The organism is Alcanivorax sp. 24 (assembly GCF_004360225.1).
GTDB classification, from domain to species: domain Bacteria; phylum Pseudomonadota; class Gammaproteobacteria; order Pseudomonadales; family Alcanivoracaceae; genus Alloalcanivorax; species Alloalcanivorax xiamenensis.
The window spans coordinates 82792-101456 of the sequence record NZ_SNUA01000011.1 but is presented as its reverse complement, the minus strand read 5'-3'; the positions used below and the strand labels follow the sequence as shown (position 1 = coordinate 101456).

General features: G+C 62.3%; 18 protein-coding genes. 9 read left to right on the top strand and 9 right to left on the bottom strand.

Annotated features, from left to right (window positions below):
• The gene (gene minE / locus E0L37_RS15050; protein WP_014994240.1) at window positions 1-261 is read left to right on the top strand and encodes a cell division topological specificity factor MinE; all 261 of its coding nucleotides are present in this window, start codon (window positions 1-3) and stop codon (window positions 259-261) included.
• Window positions 262-676: 415 nt separating this feature from the next.
• On the opposite strand, the gene E0L37_RS15045 is transcribed toward minE, so the two are convergent.
• The 6 genes from E0L37_RS15045 to E0L37_RS15020 form a co-directional block, all read right to left on the bottom strand.
• The gene (locus tag E0L37_RS15045; RefSeq protein ID WP_133492533.1) at window positions 677-1471 is read right to left on the bottom strand and encodes a 3-hydroxybutyrate dehydrogenase; all 795 of its coding nucleotides are present in this window, start codon (window positions 1469-1471) and stop codon (window positions 677-679) included.
• 26 nt (window positions 1472-1497) lie between these two features.
• Entirely contained in the window at window positions 1498-2736 is a 1239-nt protein-coding gene (locus E0L37_RS15040) for a branched-chain amino acid ABC transporter permease (RefSeq protein ID WP_133492532.1), read from the bottom strand.
• Window positions 2737-2746: 10 nt separating this feature from the next.
• Window positions 2747-3808: a branched-chain amino acid ABC transporter permease gene (locus E0L37_RS15035; protein WP_133492531.1), complete on the bottom strand. Its 1062-nt coding sequence runs from the start codon at window positions 3806-3808 to the stop codon at window positions 2747-2749.
• A 12-nt stretch (window positions 3809-3820) separates the two neighbouring features.
• A complete protein-coding gene (locus E0L37_RS15030) occupies window positions 3821-4546 on the bottom strand; it encodes an ABC transporter ATP-binding protein (RefSeq protein WP_133492530.1) in 726 nt (241 codons plus the stop codon).
• Entirely contained in the window at window positions 4543-5322 is a 780-nt protein-coding gene (locus E0L37_RS15025) for an ABC transporter ATP-binding protein (RefSeq protein WP_133492529.1), read from the bottom strand. The genes E0L37_RS15030 and E0L37_RS15025 overlap by 4 nt, the downstream gene beginning before the upstream one ends.
• A gap of 89 nt (window positions 5323-5411) precedes the next feature.
• Window positions 5412-6635: a substrate-binding domain-containing protein gene (locus E0L37_RS15020; RefSeq protein WP_133492528.1), complete on the bottom strand. Its 1224-nt coding sequence runs from the start codon at window positions 6633-6635 to the stop codon at window positions 5412-5414.
• A 388-nt stretch (window positions 6636-7023) separates the two neighbouring features.
• Between E0L37_RS15020 and E0L37_RS15015 the strand changes: the two genes are divergently transcribed.
• The 8 genes from E0L37_RS15015 (at window position 7024) to E0L37_RS14980 (ending at window position 15902) form a co-directional block, all read left to right on the top strand.
• Window positions 7024-7650 carry a TetR/AcrR family transcriptional regulator gene (locus E0L37_RS15015; RefSeq protein WP_159660882.1) on the top strand — a complete coding sequence of 209 codons (627 nt, stop codon included), beginning with the start codon at window positions 7024-7026 and terminating at the stop codon, window positions 7648-7650.
• Complete coding sequence (locus E0L37_RS15010; RefSeq protein WP_133492526.1) at window positions 7647-8405, top strand: enoyl-CoA hydratase/isomerase family protein; 759 nt, start codon at window positions 7647-7649, stop codon at window positions 8403-8405. The genes E0L37_RS15015 and E0L37_RS15010 overlap by 4 nt, the downstream gene beginning before the upstream one ends.
• A gap of 145 nt (window positions 8406-8550) precedes the next feature.
• A complete protein-coding gene (locus tag E0L37_RS15005) occupies window positions 8551-11022 on the top strand; it encodes an NHL repeat-containing protein (RefSeq protein ID WP_133492525.1) in 2472 nt (823 codons plus the stop codon).
• Window positions 11023-11091: 69 nt separating this feature from the next.
• Window positions 11092-12609, top strand: a complete 1518-nt coding sequence (locus E0L37_RS15000; protein WP_133492524.1) for a long-chain fatty acid--CoA ligase — start codon at window positions 11092-11094, stop codon at window positions 12607-12609.
• Window positions 12596-12982, top strand: a complete 387-nt coding sequence (locus E0L37_RS14995) for a MaoC/PaaZ C-terminal domain-containing protein (RefSeq protein ID WP_133492523.1) — start codon at window positions 12596-12598, stop codon at window positions 12980-12982. The genes E0L37_RS15000 and E0L37_RS14995 overlap by 14 nt, the downstream gene beginning before the upstream one ends.
• On the top strand, window positions 12979-13362 hold the full coding sequence (locus E0L37_RS14990) for a hypothetical protein (protein WP_133492522.1): 384 nt from the start codon (window positions 12979-12981) through the stop codon (window positions 13360-13362). The genes E0L37_RS14995 and E0L37_RS14990 overlap by 4 nt, the downstream gene beginning before the upstream one ends.
• A 17-nt stretch (window positions 13363-13379) precedes the next feature.
• Complete coding sequence (locus tag E0L37_RS14985; RefSeq protein ID WP_133492521.1) at window positions 13380-14333, top strand: alpha/beta hydrolase; 954 nt, start codon at window positions 13380-13382, stop codon at window positions 14331-14333.
• A 282-nt stretch (window positions 14334-14615) separates the two neighbouring features.
• Window positions 14616-15902 carry a DUF1835 domain-containing protein gene (locus E0L37_RS14980; RefSeq protein ID WP_159660877.1) on the top strand — a complete coding sequence of 429 codons (1287 nt, stop codon included), beginning with the start codon at window positions 14616-14618 and terminating at the stop codon, window positions 15900-15902.
• Between the two features lie 176 nt (window positions 15903-16078).
• Here the strand turns inward: E0L37_RS14980 and E0L37_RS14975 are convergent, their stop codons facing one another.
• The 3 genes from E0L37_RS14975 to E0L37_RS14965 are packed head-to-tail and all read right to left on the bottom strand — an operon-like array spanning window position 16079 to window position 18560.
• On the bottom strand, window positions 16079-16954 hold the full coding sequence (locus E0L37_RS14975) for an alpha/beta fold hydrolase (RefSeq protein WP_133492519.1): 876 nt from the start codon (window positions 16952-16954) through the stop codon (window positions 16079-16081).
• Window positions 16951-17220: an acylphosphatase gene (locus E0L37_RS14970; protein WP_133492518.1), complete on the bottom strand. Its 270-nt coding sequence runs from the start codon at window positions 17218-17220 to the stop codon at window positions 16951-16953. The genes E0L37_RS14975 and E0L37_RS14970 overlap by 4 nt, the downstream gene beginning before the upstream one ends.
• Before the next feature lie 38 nt (window positions 17221-17258).
• The gene (locus E0L37_RS14965; RefSeq protein WP_133492517.1) at window positions 17259-18560 is read right to left on the bottom strand and encodes a YihY family inner membrane protein; all 1302 of its coding nucleotides are present in this window, start codon (window positions 18558-18560) and stop codon (window positions 17259-17261) included.
• Between the last annotated feature and the right edge of the window lie 105 nt (window positions 18561-18665).

Genomic DNA, 18665 nt, shown 5'->3' with positions numbered 1-18665 from the left:
ATGGGCATCTTCAGTTACTTGCTGCCTAAGAAGCAGAACACCGCCTCCACCGCCAAGGAGCGGCTGCAAATCATCGTTGCCCGCGAACGCAGCGGACGCGGCGGTCCCGACTACCTGCCACAACTGCAGGAAGAGCTGCTGGCCGTGGTGCGCAAATACGTCCCGGTGAGCCCGGAGGCAGTGAATGTGCAAGTGGACCGGGAGTCCGGCTGTGAGGTTCTGGAACTGAACATCACCCTGCCGGAAGGCGAGGACGATTGATCGCCATCGCCGAACCTTGACACACTGTCCTTTCGTACAGTATCTTTGCGGTTCGGCGAGCCCCCTTCAGATTCCCTTCTGTGACCCCTTGAAGGCCTGATCGATCTCCAGGTTCCACGGATGGAACCGGGCTCCCGTTAAGGGAGTTGACAGTTGACAGTTGACAGTTGACAGTTGACAGTTGACAGTTGACAGTTGACAGTTGACAGTTGATAGTTGACAGTGAAAAGAAAAAGACATTGCTTTTCCGCAAGGCGTATTTGCATATACGCAACCCGCTGCTCATAGTTGAACCTAATCGTTTATACGCAAGGAGGCCGCGCCCAAGCCTTGGACGCGGCCTCCTTGTTTTTCAGATTAATCTATCGTGTCCCGCGAGCTGTCAACTGTCCACTATCAACTGTCAACTCCCTTCTCATCCCATATGCCACCCATGGCTGACCACCACCGATTGCCCGGTGAGGGCCGCCGAGGGGAAGGCCGCCAGTTGCAGGGCCAGTTCGGCCACGTCTTCCACGGTGGTGAATTCGCCGTCCACGGTGTTCTTGAGCATGACGTTGCGGATCACCTCGTCCTCGGAGATGCCGAGCTCTTTCGCCTGCTCCGGGATCTGTTTATCCACCAGCGGGGTGCGCACGAAGCCGGGACAGATGATGTTGCTGCGCACACCGTGGGCGGCACCCTCCTTCGCCACCGAGCGGCACAGGCCAAGCAGGGCGTGCTTGGCGGCCACATAGGGCGCTTTCAGCGGTGAGGCTTCCAGTGAATGCACCGACCCCATGTACAGCATGGTGCCCCCGCCGCTGGCATACATGGCCCGCAGCGCCTCCCGGGTGAGCAGAAAAGCGCCATCCAGATGCACCGCCATGACCTTGCGCCAATTGGCGAAGGACAACTGATCCAGCGGGTCGATGTGCTGAATGCCGGCATTGGCGAACGCCACGTCCAGACCGCCCCAGGCGGTCACCACGGCGCTGACACCGTCGCTGACCGCCGCTTCATCGGTGACGTCCATGGTCACCGCCATGGCCTCGCCGCCGGCGGCCCGAATCGCCGCCGCCGTTTCTCCAGCGCTGTCACCGTCCAGGTCGGCCACCGCCACCCGCGCGCCTTCCCGGGCATAGCGCTCGGCGATGCCCTGGCCAATGCCGCGAGCGGCGCCGGTGATCAACGCCACCTTGCCGTGCAGACGTCCCGCTTGCTCTCCCATTCCACTACTCTCCTTTCCTGCCGCGTTCATGACACCACCGGACCATCCTTGCCCTTGTTGCCGCTTTCCTGCTCGCCGGTCACCGTGGTGTCATCGCCGTTGTCCTGTTTCCGCGATGACGACCGCCCGGCCCACAACCGTAACTGACCAACGATGCCGGCGGGAAAAAAGTACACGCTGAGCACGAACAGCAGACCGAACCACAGCAACCAGCGCTCCGGTCCCACCAGCTCCGCCAGCAGCGTGCCCGGCTCCAGACCACCGCCCAGCCACTTGAGCACATCCTGCAGATAATTCTGCGCCAGCAGGAACAATACCGCGCCCACCACCGCGCCATACAGTGTGCCCATGCCGCCAATCACGCACATCAACAGAATGAACACCATCAGTTCGAAATTCAGCGTGTTCTCCGGGTTCACATAGCGGTTGATCAGCGCGAACAGCACCCCGGCCAACGTCGCCAGCAGAGCGGAGATGATCACCACCGCGGTACGGTAGAACACGGTCCGGTAACCAAGCGCCTGGGCACGGAATTCATTCTCCCGAATCGCTTGCAGTACCCGCCCGAATGGCGAATTCACCAAACGCAGCAGAAACAGGAACACGCCGACGGTGACGAAGAAAGTGATGTAATACATCAGATCCCGGCCCGTGATACGCGCCTTGAACACGGATTCCCGCCACACCTCACCCAGATTACCCGGATCGGTAAACAATCCGCCCAGGAAAGTGGTGATACTGAAACCGCGCAGTTCGCCATCAAAAGGTTTGAACGCCGGGCCCAGTTCACGCGGTACCCGTACACGCAACCCATCCTCACCGCCGGTGAGGTGATACAGCTGGGTCACCAGACTGAGAAACGCGAACGCCATCGCCAGTGTCACCAGCGCGAAGAAGATCGCCTTCACCCGCAACGACAACAGCCCCAGTAACAACGCCAACAACAAGCTGACCAGCAGGGACGCGCCCAGACCGATAAAGATCGGAGCAAAGCCTTTGCCCATGGCCTCCATGGTCATTGCCACGCCATAGGCGCCGATGCCGAAAAACATGGTATGAGCGAAGGACACGATGTGGGTATACCCCAGCATCAAATCGTAGGAGGCCACCACGATCACAAACACACAAATCATGCCCAGCGTGGAAAACGCCCGGGTACCAGGGAACAGGAACGGCCCCAGTGCCAGACACAGGAACATCAAAACCAGCACCACGGCAAGTGGACGGCTGCGCGGATAATCTCCGGAAAGCAAGGTCTTCAGCATGTTTCTCTCCTCACACCTTGATGACCGGAATCAGGCCCTGGGGCCGCCACATCAACACCGCCACCATAAGACCAACGGTGGCCACCGCCGCCAGGCGCGGCTCCAGAAAGCCCACGTAGAGATTGATCAGGCCCACCAGCATGGCGCCATAAAAACAGCCCCGCACCGAACCGAGCCCCCCAAGAATGATCACCACGATCACTGAAATCATCAGTTCCTCACCCATGTGCGCGGTGATGATTTCCCGGTACATGGCCCACATGGCGCCACCGATGCCGGCCAGGGCGGAGCCGGCCACGAACACCGCCAGGAACAGCAAACGGATGCGGTAGCCGTGCACCTCCACCATCTCGCGGTTTTCCACCCCGGCGCGGATCAGAATGCCCAGGCGGGTACGGTCGATCACCCACAACATCAGCGCGTACACCGCCAACCCCAGCACCACCGCCAGCAGACGGTATTTTTCCAGGGCGATGCCGCCAATAACGGGAATCGCATCTCTGATCAGCAGCGCGCCGCGCAGCGCCTCCGGCCGCGGCACCGGAATTTCGTTGGAGCCCCAGATCACCTGCAGCAGCTCCATGACGATGATGGAGCCGCCCACGGTGACCAGAATCTGCTTGAGGTGATCACCGTAAACCGGACGGATCACCAGCCGCTCGAACAACACACCGAGCAACCCCGCCACCACCAGCGCGAACAGCAGCGCCGGAACCACCGCCACCAGATTGACCCACAGTGAACCGCTGGTGTAATCGTTCAGCCACATGGTGAGCACGGTGGCGCCGGCGAAGGCGCCAAGGGAAATAAAGGAACCGTGGGCCAGATTCAGTACGTTCATCAGGCCGAAGGTCAAGGTCATGCCGGATGCCATCAAAAACAGCATCGCCCCCATCGCCAGACCACTCAGAGTGAGCACGGCCCAGGTGGAAGGGTTCATCAGGAACAGCGGGACCATCACCATGATCAACAGCAGGAACAGGTGCGGCTTGTCCTGCTGGAACGCGCGCAGTCTCTCCCACCACGACCTGTTACTGGTGTCGGCGTCAAAAGTATCTTGAGGAGCGGACATGCTCTGTTCTCCTTATTGGTGCGCGCCGAGGCCCAGACCCAGCAACTCGTGCTGCAGATCCTCGTCCTCGGCGAGTTCCGCCATGGTGCCCCGGTGTACGATGTGTCCGTCGCTCATCACCGCCACGGACTGGCCAAGACGCCGGGAAAAGTTGAAGTTCTGTTCCACCAACAGGATCGACACCTGTTGTTGTTTGAGTTGCTCGAAGGCATCGGCGAGATCATTGATGATGGCCGGCGCCAGCCCCTTGGTGGGCTCGTCCACCAGCAACAACTCACGCGGTTCGATTACCGCCCGGGCGATCGCCAGCATCTGTTTTTGTCCGCCGGAAAGATTACCGGCGGCGCGGTTCCAGAATTTTTTCAACGGCGGGAACACTTCGAAAATCCAGTCCAGGCGCTGCTCGTCCATGACACCGCTGACCGCCGCCAGAACCATGTTTTCCCGCACCGTGAGCTGACCGAAGATGCCCATGTTTTCCGGTACGAAAGCAATGCCGCCACGGGCGATGGCCGGCGTCGCCGTACCGCCAATGTCACGCCCCTGGAACCGCACCTGCCCTTTGGTCAGGGTGGTCAGGCCCATGATGGTGCGTAGCGTGGTGCTCTTGCCGGCGCCATTACGCCCCAACAGCACGGTCAGTTCCCCCGCCGGCACGTCCAGATCAACGCCATGCAGAATGTGGTATTGGTCGATGTCCGCGTGGACATCCCGCAGAGACAGAATCGGCTCGCTCATGCGCCCTCCTCCGTTTCCGCCGCCACGCCCAGATAGGCTTCCTGCACGATCGGCGAGGCGATCACCTCGGCGGGCTCGCCATCGGCCACCAGTTCGCCGTTGTGCAATACCACGATGCGATCCGCCAGGGAGCGCACCACATCCATTTTGTGTTCCACCAGCAACACCACTTTGTCTTCGCGCTGTTTGATCTGGGCTATCAGATCCAGGATCACCGGCACTTCGTCAACGCTCATACCGGCGGTGGGCTCATCGAACATGAACACGGTGGGTTCCAGCGCCAGCATCAGAGCCACTTCCAGCTTGCGCTGATCACCGTGGGACAGGTTGGCCACCACGTCATCGGCGCGGTGCTGCATGTTGACCTGCCGCAGATAGTCGGCGGCGCGCTCGGTGATATCCCGGCGCTTCGACGCCATCTGCCAGAACACATGGCCGATACGGTGACGCGAGGCCACCGCCAGGCGCACGTTTTCCAGGGCGCTGAGATCGGGAAACAAATTGGTGAGCTGAAACGCGCGCCCCAGCCCCTTGTCCGCCCGGGCGGCCACGCCCAGACCGGTGATGTCTTCATTAAACAGATGGACACTGCCGGCGCTGGCCCGCAGTTGCCCTGAGATCAGATTGAACCAGGTGGTTTTACCCGCCCCGTTGGGACCAACGATGGCGGTCAGGGTGCCCGCCTGAAAGGCGCAGGACACCCGATTCACCGCCACATGACCACCGAACTGGATGGTCAGGTCGCGGGTTTCGAGAACGGCGGTTGGTGACGCCATGACAACTTCCCCGTACGCAAACTCAAACCGTGGAGCGAGACTCCGTGAACGACCCGGACGGCGTGCCAGGGCACGCCGTCCGGCGGTGATCAGCGCTGATTGCGCAGCGGAATTTTCATCTCGTCCATGGGGATTTCCCGCACCAGCACCGGCACGCCGGCGGTGACGGTACGGTCCGCGAACCAGTCATCACGTTCTTGCGATTCGATACGGAAGTGGTACATGGCCTGCATCGCCTGATGGTCTTCCGCGCGGAAGGTCATCTTGCCCTTGGGCGTGTCGAAGCTGAGCCCTTCCATGGCTTCGATCAGATCCTCGCTGTCGGTGGACCCTTCGGTCTTGCGCAGCGCGGCGGTGATCGCCATGGCCTGGGCGAAGCCCTGGGCGGTGAAGAAATCCGGTGCCGCGTTGAAACGCTTGAAGTGTTCCTTCACGAACCAGTCATTGATCTCGTTCTTCGGCGATTCAAAGTAATAGAAGCCAGCCCCTTCCATGCCGGGGAAGGCGGAGTAGCTGGCCAACGCGGGCAGGATATTGCCGCCAGTGGCGATCTTGATGCCGTGACGCTCCGGGTGCAGATCCTGAATCCGGCTGAGCGGATTGGCGCTGCCGGCCCAGATAGCAAAGATGTACTTGCCCTTGTCACAACCGTCACGATCCTTCAGCGCGCCGAACAGACGCTGAGCCGCGGCGGTGAAGTCGGTGGCATCGGTGGGCAGATATTCCTCATGAACCACCTTGCCGCCGGTGGCGGTCATGGCCTCTTTATAGGCGGCCACGCCATCCCGGCCAAAGGCGTAGTCCTGGGCGATGGTGGCCACGCAAACACCGGGCTGACCCAGTGCCACCGCATTGGAGACGGCGTCCTGGGAGGAATTACGACCCACCCGGAAGACATAGCGGTTCCATTGTTCACCGGTGATGGCATCGGCCACGCCTTCCGGCATGATGATGCGCTCGTATTCCTCGGCGATCGGCAAAGTGGCCAGGGCCACGCCGGAGGCCACCGGCCCCACCACGATGCTGACATCGTCTTCGGCGTAGGCTTCCTCCACCAGGGAGCGGGCCCGGGCGGGGTCGTTCTGGGTGTCTTTATCGATGATCTCGATCTTGCGGCCGGCCACTTCCATGGAGCCGTCGGTGGCGTATTCGAAGCCCATGCTCATGCCGTCGCTCAATTGCTTGGCGTAGGCGGAGAGCGGACCGGAGAATCCGGTGACGTGGGCGATGCGGACACTATCGGCCTGGGCGACAGCGGAAAACGACAGGGTACCCAGGGTGAACGCCGTTACGGCGAGCAGACGCTGCTTCATGTTATCTCTCCCTTTCTATCTTCATCGTCTGCACGGCAGCGCGATGAGTGAGCTTGTTGTTCGGTTGTTGTCATTGGGTCGAGAACCGCCCCGGCGCGGCCGGACGGCGTGGCACTTCGCCTTGTCCAAACAGGGCGAACTGCATTGACTCACAATATGACAACTGAATCAGGTTTCTTCAAGCACCAAGATGGAGACAAAATTGATTATTTCGTCTACCCGGCTATTCCCCCCTCCCTTAAAACTCCCAAAAAACCCTATAAAAAAGCCATTAACGGCAATTATCCAGAAATCCTCCGAGGCACGGTTCAACTTGACACCGTGACGTTCCGGTCGTAATTTTTATGACTACCGATTCAGTTTTCAAATAACAAAACAGGATTTGCCCATGAGTTCCGCCGCCAAGGACATCGCCCCCAGCGCCCCGAAAACCGCCCGCGGTGCCCGCACCCGTGCCCGGATTCTGAAAGCCGCCGAGGACACCTTTGGCACTCTTGGCTATCACCGCGCCGGCATCAGCGATATAACCCGTGCCGCCGGCGTTGCCCAGGGCACGTTGTATTGCTACTTCTCCGGCAAGGAGGAAATCCTGCGCGAACTGGTGCGCGACATGGGACACAAGGTGCGGGCCCATCTGGCCGCCAGCGTGATCGGCGCCCGCGACCGGCTGCAGGCGGAGGAGCTGGGGCTGCGGGCTTTTCTTGAATACGTCAGCGCCAACCCGTCGCTGTATCGGGTGCTGCAGGAAGCGCAATTCGTCGACGAAGCGATCTTCCGCGAATACTACGAGGCGTTCGGCAAGGGCTACATGCGCATGCTGGCCGACGCCACCCGCAAAGGCGAAGTGCGGCCCGGCAACGATGAGATCCGGGTCTGGGCCCTGATGGGCATGTCCAATTTCCTCGGCCTGCGTTTCGCCCTGTGGGACCAGGACCGCTCCTTCGACGAGGTCGTCGCCACCATATCCGATCTGTTCCGCAATGGGCTGGCCCTGGACGGCAAGGAGAAGGCATGAACGAGTTGGTGCTTTATCAGAACCAGGAAGGCCTGGCGCGGCTCACCCTCAACCGCCCGGAGCGGCATAACGCCCTGGTGCCGGAATTACTGGATGCCCTTGCCGATGCTCTGGCCCGCGCCCATGGCGAAGCCCCCAGGGCTCTGCTACTGGACGCCAACGGCCGCTCCTTTTCCACCGGTGGCGACGTGGCCGGCTTCTATCAAACACCGCGATCCCAACGCCGCGACTACGCCCATCGAGTGGTAGGCCGCCTCAATGACGTCATCCTGGCCCTGCTGACCTTGCCCTGCCCCACCGTGGTGGCGGTACACGGCACCGTGACCGGCGGCTCCCTCGGACTGGTACTGGGCTGCGACATCGCCGTGGCCGGACCGCGCGCCAGCTTCGCCCCCTGGTACACGGTGGTGGGCTACAGCCCGGACGGCGGCTGGACCGCTCTGATGCCGGAGCGCATCGGCCGCGCCCGCGCCCTCGACATCCAGTTGCTCAACCGGCGAGTGAGTGCCGAGGAAGCGCACCGCATCGGTTTGGTGCAGCACCTGGTGAACGAGGGCGAGGAGCAGGATCAGGCGCTCGCGCTGGCACGGCGGCTGTGCCGGGCGCAACCCTCCAGCGTCCGTCACACCCTGGCATTGACGCGTCCGGATCCACACCGGGTTCGCGCCGCCCTGGATGACGAGCGTCAGCACTTTCTGGAACAGATCGACAGCGACGAAGCGGACAGCGGCATGGCCGCCTTCCTCGCCCGCTGATACGGAAACACCGAAGCGCAGCGAATCAAACGGGAGAGCGAACCGCCGGAACACCCTTCTTTTCCGGCGCAACCGCCCAAGCAGCAAGAGCGAGCCCGTTCACGGGCTCCATCAGGGCATAACAACAACAATCAGGAGAACCACAATGATCAGAAACACCCTGCTATACCGGCTTGGCCAGGCCGCGCTGATCAGCGCCCTGCCGCTGTCGGCCAGCGCCTTCCAGACCTTCGCCGACGAGGACCGTTCGGCGGAGTTGAGCAGCGAGCCCGCGCATCAACGCTATCAATTCAACACGCCCACCACCGTCACCTATGATCGCGACACCGTCGCCCTCGGCGCCGCCCAGACCCGCGTCTACGTGGCGGATATGGGCGACTACAAGATCCGCGTGCTCAATCTCAACGGCGCCGCCATCGGCACCCTCGACGACGCCGACCAGACCCTGGCGACGGACAGCCCGGCCAGTGCCGTTCCGGATATCCGCGCGCCACTGGGTATCGCCTTTCTGTCGAAAAGCGAAGCGGATGACGATCGTCTGGCCGGTCTTTACGTCAACGACGTGGGCCGTCAGCAGGTGCATTTTTTCCGCACCGTCGCCGGCAGCGCCGATAATTTCGAATACGTCACCTCCATCGGCCAGCCCGGCCACGGTGGCGGCGAGGATCTGTATCTGCCGCGCAACATGACGATCACGCCGCAAGGGTTCATCTACGTCTCCGATGAATTCAACCATCGCATCAAGGCGTTCAGCATCGACCCGGACAATAACTACCAGGTCAGCCTGATCCAGACCGTCGGCTGGCAGGACGGCAGCGGCCAGTACGTCGGCGCCGGGCCGATCCTGCGCGGCGTCGATAAAAACTACGGCACCGATTCCACCCACTACGACGACTACGCCGGTGAACCGGAAAAACGCGACGGCTTCCGTATTCCCCAGGGCATGACCTACTACCAGTCACCGGACAACGGCGCTACCTATCTCTACGTGGCCGACAACGGCAACAATCGCATCAAGATTTTCCGCGTCGATACCGCCACCGGGCAATTGACGCTGGACGATATGCTCGGACGCATCCGTGACGACGACGGCAATGCCGATCATCTGAAACGCCCCCGTGGCGTGCGCACCGACCTGCGGGGCAACCTGTACGTGGCGGATACCTACAACGGTCGCATCCTGCGCTTCCCCAACCTGGCGGCCACCACCGACGCCAACCCGGTGAAGTACCGCGGCAGCGGCAGCGCCGACGCCCAGGCCACCTGGGTCTACGGCCATCTTGGTATCCATCAGGTGGAGATGCGTGCCCCCACCACCGCCGCCAATGAAGATGCCGCGTTCCAGTTGCCCAACGATCTGGTGCCGGTGATCGATGCCAACGGCAATTTCCATCGGGAAAACATCTGGTCCTGGGGCGCCTACTACAGCAACGCCCGCGTACACCTGGTCAGCGACGCCGGCAATAACCGCATCAAGAAATGCTGGACCAATTCCAGCGGCACCACGCTGCTGCGCTGTTCCGTTTCCGCCGGCGTCGGCGGTGAGACCACCCACGAATTCTGGGGTCACCCGCGCACCCTCGCCGGACAACTGCACTCCGCCAGCGGCATGGCATGGCTCGGCGGCAAGAACCGCCTGCTGGTAAGCGACACGCCCAATACCCGCATCAACATGTACGACGGCAGCGGCAACTTCCTGGGCCGTTTCCCCGGCACCAATATCAGCTACGGGGTCACCGGTATCGCCACCTTCAACGACAGCAACCACGGCGAAATGGTGGCCGTTCTGGTCGGCGCCGATGCCACCCTGCCCTGGCCCTACACCGGCGACGCCAGCGTTCGTATTTACGACGCCGATGGCAACCTGGAAGAGCTGTTCAATCTGAGCTATCGCACCGGCGGCCTGTCGGCGCCGCGCATCGCTCTGACCTCCAGCAACATCAACTACCCGGTATCGATCTCGGTACGCGGCGGCGGCGACCAGCATGAGTTGTACCTCACCAGTTTCGCCAACTACGCCTGGCGGTTCGACTATGACAGCAGCAGCAGCACGTTGAACCGGATCTGGTACGCCGGTGGCGCCGACAGCAGCAAAGGCAGTGACCTGGGTGATAGCTGGAGTCTCGGCCCGGCGTTCTTCGACCAGGGCGCGCCCGGCACCTTCGATCAGATCGGCAGCGTGCTGGCTCTGTCCGACCGTATCTACGTCACCGACCGGCGCAACCAGCGGATCCAGGCCCTGTCGCCGGCCAACGGCGGCCTGCTCGGGCAGGTGGGTGTCGGTGGCGGCACCTACGACCATCCGGAAAACCTGGAAGCGGATCGGCTGTTCCTGCCCGCCGGCCTGGCCTACGACGCGCAGCAGGACAGCCTGCTGGTAGCCGATGGTTTCAACATGGCGGCGCGAGCCTGGGCCAACCCGGACGACAGCACCCCGGACGGCAACGGCGTGATTCGCCCGAACTATCTCGGCCACTGGCTGGACCGCTCGCTCGGCAGCCGTCCGGGCGGGCTGTTCGACGCCGAACAGGTGGCCGTGGGTGACGGCTCGGTATTCGTGTTCTCACTGATCAGCAACCGCGTCACCCGCTTCAGCTGGTCGGAACTGAACCCGTAAAAAAGGTGGGAGCGGGGATCCGGCCAGTGGACGGCCCCGCGCCCATGGAACAAGAAACCGGAGGCATCAATGGAAATGTTCGACCTGCTGGCCCAACGCGCCCGGGTAACCCCGGACCGGCTGGCATTGGAAGATCTGCACGACGGCGAACGCTACGACTATGCGCGACTCAACGAGCGGGCCGCGCGGCTGGCGGCGGCGGCCCGTGAGCATTGGGGACTGCGGGAAGGCGACCGGCTCGCCTGGCTCGGTCACAGCCGCGCGGAGTTCTTCGCCATGCTGTTCGGCTGCGCCAAGGCCGGCCTGATTCTGGTGCCGCTGAACTGGCGCCTGGCGGTGCCGGAACTGGAAGTTCTGTTGGAAGACTGCCAACCCGGGGCCTTGATCTTCGGTGACGAACTGGCCGACGCGGCCCGCGCCTTGGGAAACGTTTTCAGCGACCTGACGCTGGTGGCGCTGGATCAGCCGGTCGGCTCGGAACGCCACTATCACCAGGATCTTCAACAGGTGGCCCCGGATCTCAGCGCGCACCCGGAAAAGAGTCCGGACACGCCCTGGTACCTGCTCTACACCTCCGGCACCACCGGCCGGCCCAAGGGCGTGGTGCAGACGTTTCGCATGATGCTGGCCAATTACCTGAACATCGGCCTGGCGGTGAATCTCACCGGCGAGGATGTATTGCTGAACGTGCTGCCGCTGTTCCACACCGCCGGCATCAATCTCTATTCCAGCGCGGTGTTTTTTGTCGGCGGCGCCGTGCTGGTGGCGCGCAATTTCGAGCCGCGACAGGCACTCGACGTACTGGAACAGCGGGCGACGATTTTCTTCGGCGTACCGGCGGTATATCAGGCGCTGCTGGAGCAGCCGGGATTCAGCGGCGAGCGGCTGCGCCGGGTGCGTTCCTGGGGTTGCGGCGGCGCCCCGCTGTCCCTGCCCGTGGCACAGCGTTATGTGGATCAGGGTATTCATGTGCGCACCGGCATGGGCATGACCGAAACCGGGCCCACCGTGTTTTTGCTCGACGAAGACAAAGTGATTGAGAAAATCGGCTCCGTGGGCCGTCCGCAATTGCTTACCGAAGTCCGCATCGTCGACCGCGACGGCCGTGACGTGCCCGACGGCGAAGCCGGCGAACTGCTGATCCGCGGCCCCAACATCACGCCGGGTTACTGGAACCGGCCCGACGCCACCGCCGAAGCCATCGAAGCCGACGGCTGGCTGCACAGCGGCGACGTCGCCCGGCGCGACGAGGACGGCTTCTATTACATCGTCGATCGCTGGAAGGACATGTACATCTCCGGTGGCGAAAACGTCTATCCCGCCGAGGTGGAAAAAGCACTTGAGCAACATCCGGCCATCGCCGAGGTAGCGGTGGTGGGCATCGCCGACCAGCGCTGGGGCGAAGTAGGCAAGGCCTGCTACGTACCGCGTCCGGACAGCAACGTCGACGAGGACGCCTTGCGCGCCCACTGCCGCGAACGGCTGGCCGGCTACAAGGTTCCCAAGGTTTTCCAGTGCCTGGAGGCACTGCCCCGTAACGCCCTGGGCAAAGTCACCAAACAGGAGTTGCGCAATGGCGCTGAATAAAGCACGGCTGGAGCAGGCCGTGACCTTGTCCCAACAGGACTTTGATCACTTCGCCGGGATCAGCGGCGACCACAATCCCATTCACGTGGATCCCCAGTACGCCTCGGTGACCCGCTTCGGCGCCACCGTATCCCATGGCATGCTGTTGTTTTCCCATCTGCGCGCGCTGATCGCCCGGTCCTGGCCCGGCGCCACCCTGTCCATGCAGGAACTGATGTTCCCCGCCCCCGCCTATGCCGGCGAAGAGTTGACGATGATCGTCGAGGCGCGGCAACAGGACGATCTGTTCACCACCCGCGTGATCAAGGCCGATGGCAGCGTCTGCCTGGAAGGCCGCGCCCGTATTCACAGCGCCGAGGAGAACACCCCGTGAGCGAGACTCTGCCCCGTTTTCACGCCCTCAAGGTCGGCGACCAGGCCACCGTTTCCCGTCAGTTCAGCGCCGCGGACCTGAACCGCTGGTGCGCGCTGGTCGACTTCCCGGAGGCCCGGTGCGCCACCGTGCCGGAGCCGCTCATTGCCGGTCTGTTTTCCTATCTGCTCGGCGAGGAACTGCCCGGCCACGGCACCAACTATCTCAAGCAGAGCCTGCACTTCGAACAGGACGCGGATGTGGGCGAGGCGATCACCGCCAAAGTCACCGTGACCCGTCTGCGCGCCGATAAGGCGCTGGTCAATCTGGCCACCGAATGCACCGGCGCCGATGGCCGGATGATCTGTTCCGGTGAAGCCCTGGTGCTGTTTCAATGCTGAGAGGAATGTTGAGAGGCATGCTGAGCAAGACTCTCCACCCCGGTCTGTTGCCCTGGCTCACCCGGCTCAACCACCTGCTCGAGGAACAGCGCCACAAAGGCATCGACGCCACCCCCGCCATGGTGCGCGACAGCCTGGCGGGGATGACCGAAACGCTGGTCACGGATATTCCCGACATCGCCGAAGTGCGCGATCTGGTTGTGGACGCGGACGGGCACGCCATCACGGTACGCGCCTATGATCCGGCACCGGGCCGGCGCAAGCCGGTGTGTGTGTTTTTTCACGGCGGCGGCCACATGGCCGGCAGCGTCCAGGTGTACGACCCGATCTGCCGCAAACTGGCCGAGGCCAGTGGTCATCTGCTGCTGTCGGTGGAGTACCGGCTGGCGCCGGAACACCCCTACCCGGCGGGTCTGGAGGACTGCCTGGCGGTGACACGCGGACTCTACCCGCTGCTGTCCCGGGAAGGTTATCCGGTACAGCGGTGGCTGACGCTGGCCGGCGACTCCGGCGGCGGCGCTTTGGCCGCCACGATTTCCGCCCTGTTGCAGGACGACACCGAACATCGCCCGCAACGACAGGTACTGATCTACCCGAGCCTGGATTACACCCTGGAACAGCCATCATTGACGGAAAACAGCCACGGCTATTTGTTGGAAACACCACGTATTGAATGGTATGTGGACCATTACTTCCAGCACGGCGAGGACCGGCGCGCCCATTCTCCGCTGTACATGCCCATGGGCGCGGGCATGCCGGAGACCCTGGTGATCACCGCCGGCCTGTGCCCGCTGCGTGATGAGGGCCTGCGCTACCGCGATCGTCTGGATCAAGTCGGCGTCCCTCACCAGCACGTACATTTTCCCGACATGATTCACGCTTACCTGAATCTGGAGGATCTGGTGCCGGAGGCGTGCGAGGAAACCTATCGGTGTATCGGTGAATTCCTGGGCCGGATGCCCCGAACTTGAATCGCGGTTCGTGAGCCGGTGGTGCCCCATGATTCGCTGGCAAGCCAGCTTCCCACAGAGGGACCACGAAGCCGCTGTGGGAAGCTGCCTCGGCAGCGAATACGGTGCGAAATCATGTCCGCAAGGCTGAGCTAGCGAGCCAAAGGCGAATCAGCGTGTCTGTGTTATTTGATTGGTAAAACTTATGAAAACCTGGCCGTTCCCGCCGGTATGCATATTGACCGTTTCCCTCACCGATTTATGGTGGAGGAACCGGTTTGAAGAATGTCCAGGGACCATGACATGTCTTCCGCAGTACCCGCTCCATCCAGCCCCTTTGTACACGGCCATCTAACGCTGGAAAGACAGGAACGCCGTGCCTGCAATCTGCTTCGCGGAGCGCGCCGACATCACACCCCGGCGGTGTTGAGGCTGGCCGCGCGACGCCGTGTACAACGTCAACCCTTCACCCTGGCCGATGCCCGGCGCGCCATCGCTCGAGAACAGGGTTTCGCGGACTGGGCCTCGCAGAGCCACCACATTCGCGAGCTGGAACACAGCCAGCCGCTGTACGGCCTCAGCCCCGACGGCGATGAGGCCACTCTGCATCTGTGCGGCGCCATGGACCTGACCCCACGTCTACGTGAAGCCGGCTTCGTCGGTGAAATAGTGAGCCTGGCGGACCCGTACAGTCTCGGCCCCCTGCGTAACGAACCGATACCGCTGTTCCGGCAGCGGCGCAGCCGCTTTCTGGCCAATCTGCGGCAACAGGACTGGCAACGGGTGGCACGGGAGCAGCAAGAGATTCAGGACCGGCTGGCGCAAGTCGCGCGCGGACGGCGCGTGGTATTGTGGTTCCAGCACGACAGTCAGGACCAACTGATTCTGGCCCGGCTGTTGCACCAGTTCAGCCATAATCCCCATGGCGGTCCGCTGCAATTGATCGCGGTGGAATCAGTGCCGGGGGTCAAGCGTTTCCGCTGTCTTACCCAACTGGCGCCCTTTGTCCTCAACTGGTTGTGGCGACGACGGTACACCGTCAATACCGCGCAATTATCGCTGGGCGAAGCGGCCTGGCACGCGGTGACCGCCAACCACCCCGAAGCGCTTTACCGCCTGTCCCGGCACACTACCTCGGCGTTGCCCATGCTCGGCCGGGCGCTGCGCCGTCACCTGTTGGAACTGCCGGACCCGGCCACTGGCCTGGGACTGAGCGAACAACTGGCGGCTCAACTGGTGGCGGAACGGGGCCCGATTTCCGTGCGCGGGCTGTATCACGCCTTGCAGGAGGAGCGTGAACCTCTTCCCTATTTATCTCCACAAATGTTCCGTTGGGTTTTAAAACCCCTGCTGGAAGGCGAACGCGCGCTGCTGGAATACCAGCGCACGCCGGGGCATTCCTGGGATGAGGGCCTGCTGGATGTCACCCATGCCGGCCATGGTGTGCTTAGTGGCTACCGTAACTGGCTGGACAGTCGTCCACCGGTACGCTGGGTCGGCGGCATCCCCATCGGCGGCACCCACGCCTGCTGGTGCATTGACAAGAGTAGTGGACAACCGACAAGGCAATTAAGAGTGAACAGTGAATAGTTAACAGTGAAAAAATGAAAAACCAAAACAGGTGAGCCTTAGCTACTGTGGGAAGCTTGCTTGCAAGCGAATGGAGTTTGCCCAAGTTTTCAGTAATATTCGCTTGCAGGTAAGCTCCCACAGAAAACGTATGAACCGCACTTTTTTTTTCGCTATTAACTATTCACTATTCACTCCTAACTGCCTTCTTCTCTGCGAATGTGCTCCACCAAAAGCTCCGCCACGGCGCCCGGTTGTTGCAGGTGCAGGAAGTGGCCGGCGTTCTCCACGGTATGAGCGTACAAGCCCTCGGGAAAATCGGCGGGGTATATGGTGTGGTCCAACAGGCGCGGGCTCATGCAGCCGTCGCTTTCGCCCAGTAGAACCTGAGTCGGTACCCGGGTTTCTCCCAGCAGTGTTTTGCTGGCCTGACGCAGGTCCCGCCGCCATAGCCGGGGCAAGTGCCGGTACCAGCCCAAGGCGGCGGCCAGGACGCCGGGCTGGGCCAGAGTGTGCTTGGCCTGTTCCAGATACCGTCCCCCTTCCCAGCCCGGCGACCAGCGCCGCCACAGCGTGGCGACACCGTCCAGATCGTTGCGGTTGAGCCAGGTCTCCGCCGCCAATGGCAGTTGGAAAAACGGAATATAGGCGCTCAAGCCCAACTGCTCCGGCACCCGCAACAGCGCCTGGGGCAAGCGCTTCAAAGGCGGGATCGCCAGCGCGGAAAAAGAGCTGAAGGTTTCCGGGTAACGGGCACAGGCCAGGTAGCCCAGCACCGCGCCCCAATCATGGCCGACCAGGTGCAGGCGTCCGCCCAACTGGTCGGTGAAGGCCATCAGATCCTCCAACGCGGCGGTCAGCGCATAGTCACCGCTGCCGGGCTGACAGGACGGCGCATAGCCGCGCAATGCCGGGGCCACGGCGGTATAACCGGCGCCTGCCAGCCGCTCCATGATATCCGCCCAGTTCTCATGGGTATCCGGAAAACCATGCAGCAACAATACCGGCTCGCCATCACCGGCCAGCAACGCCGGAAAACGCAGATCGCCGTTCACCAGTTCAACTCGTTTCACCGGGATACCTCGAAGTCCTCGTAGCCTTTCGGGCTGCGTTCGGTTTGCGTCACTTCAGTGACCCGCGCCCGGGTCGGGCCGCGGCGCATCCAGGCCAACAAGGCACTGACCGCTTCCTCGCTGCCCTCCAGCCAGGCTTCCACACCGCCATCGTCCAGATTGCGGACCCAGCCCACCACGCCGCGTTGGCGGGCTTCATCACAGGTGCTGGCACGAAAATACACGCCCTGAACACGGCCACGCACCACCACTTGACGGGCAATCATGATCCCTCATCCCTTCTTGCCAAGAGCCTGTTTACGATCTATTCACCGCCGTGCCGGTCACCAGCCCGCGGAGGGCCGTCGTCGGTTTCCGACAACTGGTTCTCGAACAGCGTTTCCAGAGCAAACGACAGTGGCGCGCGCATGCCCTCGCGCGCCTGATCGCATCGTGCCTTGAGCACCGCCTCCCAGGGTTCCAGCCCCTGGGCATTGACGCTCAGTTGCTGTTCGCTGGTCCAGGGTAACATGGCGAGCAGCTCCGCCAGGGTCAACGAACGTAAATCCCCGCTCAACATATAACCGCCCTCGTCGGTGCGGCAAATCAAGCCGAGGTCATCGAGCAGATTACGGAATTCGTCCCAGTGCGTGACGCCGGCCTCCCGCAGCACACGCTGCACCTCGTTATCACGTAGCACTTCTCCGTTACGTTGTCGTGTCCACAGCACACACAGCAAGCGCAGCAACGATTGGGTGCGCGGCACCCGGCGACGAAACTCCTCGAACACCACCAGGCCACGCACCAGCTCGGCGCCGGCGAGAACGATGATCCAGGAGATATAAATCCATAACAAAAACACCGGCACCATGGCGAAGGCGCCGTAGATGACCTGATAGCTGGGCACCTGCCGGATAAAGAAAGCGAAGCCGCCCTTGGCCAGTTCGAACGCCAACGCCGCCAGCACCGCACCGAGCACGCCCTGGCGAATCGGCACCGAGGTGTTCGGCACCACGATGTACAGCAACGATAGCAAACCGGTGGTCATCACCACCGGCAAGGCGCGCAGCCAGAAACGGTCTCCCCCCAGATAAGCCACTGTGTCGGTGACCAGGGAAACGGAAGTGAGATAGGAACTGATACCCAGGCCCGCACCCAGCAGGATCGGGCCCAGAGACAACACCGCCCAGTACATCATCAGACTGGTCAGCCCCTTGCGCGGCTTGCCAATCCGCCAGATGCGATTCAACGACTGCTCGATGGTGCGCAACATCAACACCGAGGTCACCACCAGAAACAAGGCCCCCACCACGGTGAGATTGGTGGCCTGCCGCGAGAAGCCTTCCAGATGGCTGAGGATCTGATCTCCGGCGGACGGCACGAAATACTGGAACGCCCACTGACGAATCGCCAGCCCCCGTTCGTTGAGCGCCGGGATCGCCGATATCACGGTGAACATCACCGTCATCACCGGAACGATGGCGAACAAGGTGGTATAGGTGAGCGCCGCCGCCGATGACAGACAACCGTCCTCGACGAACTGGCGGCGCAGCAGGCGCAGGAACGACACCAGGGATTGCATGCGCACGCGAAAGGGAATCAGAGGTGTATCGTCCTGGTCCGTCATCGGTTTTCTATGTCCTGATAATTCGCTGGCAAGCCAGCTTCCCACGGAGGGGCCTCGAAGCCGCTGTGGGAAGCTGGCTTGCCAGCGAATCGGTGGAATCTCCCA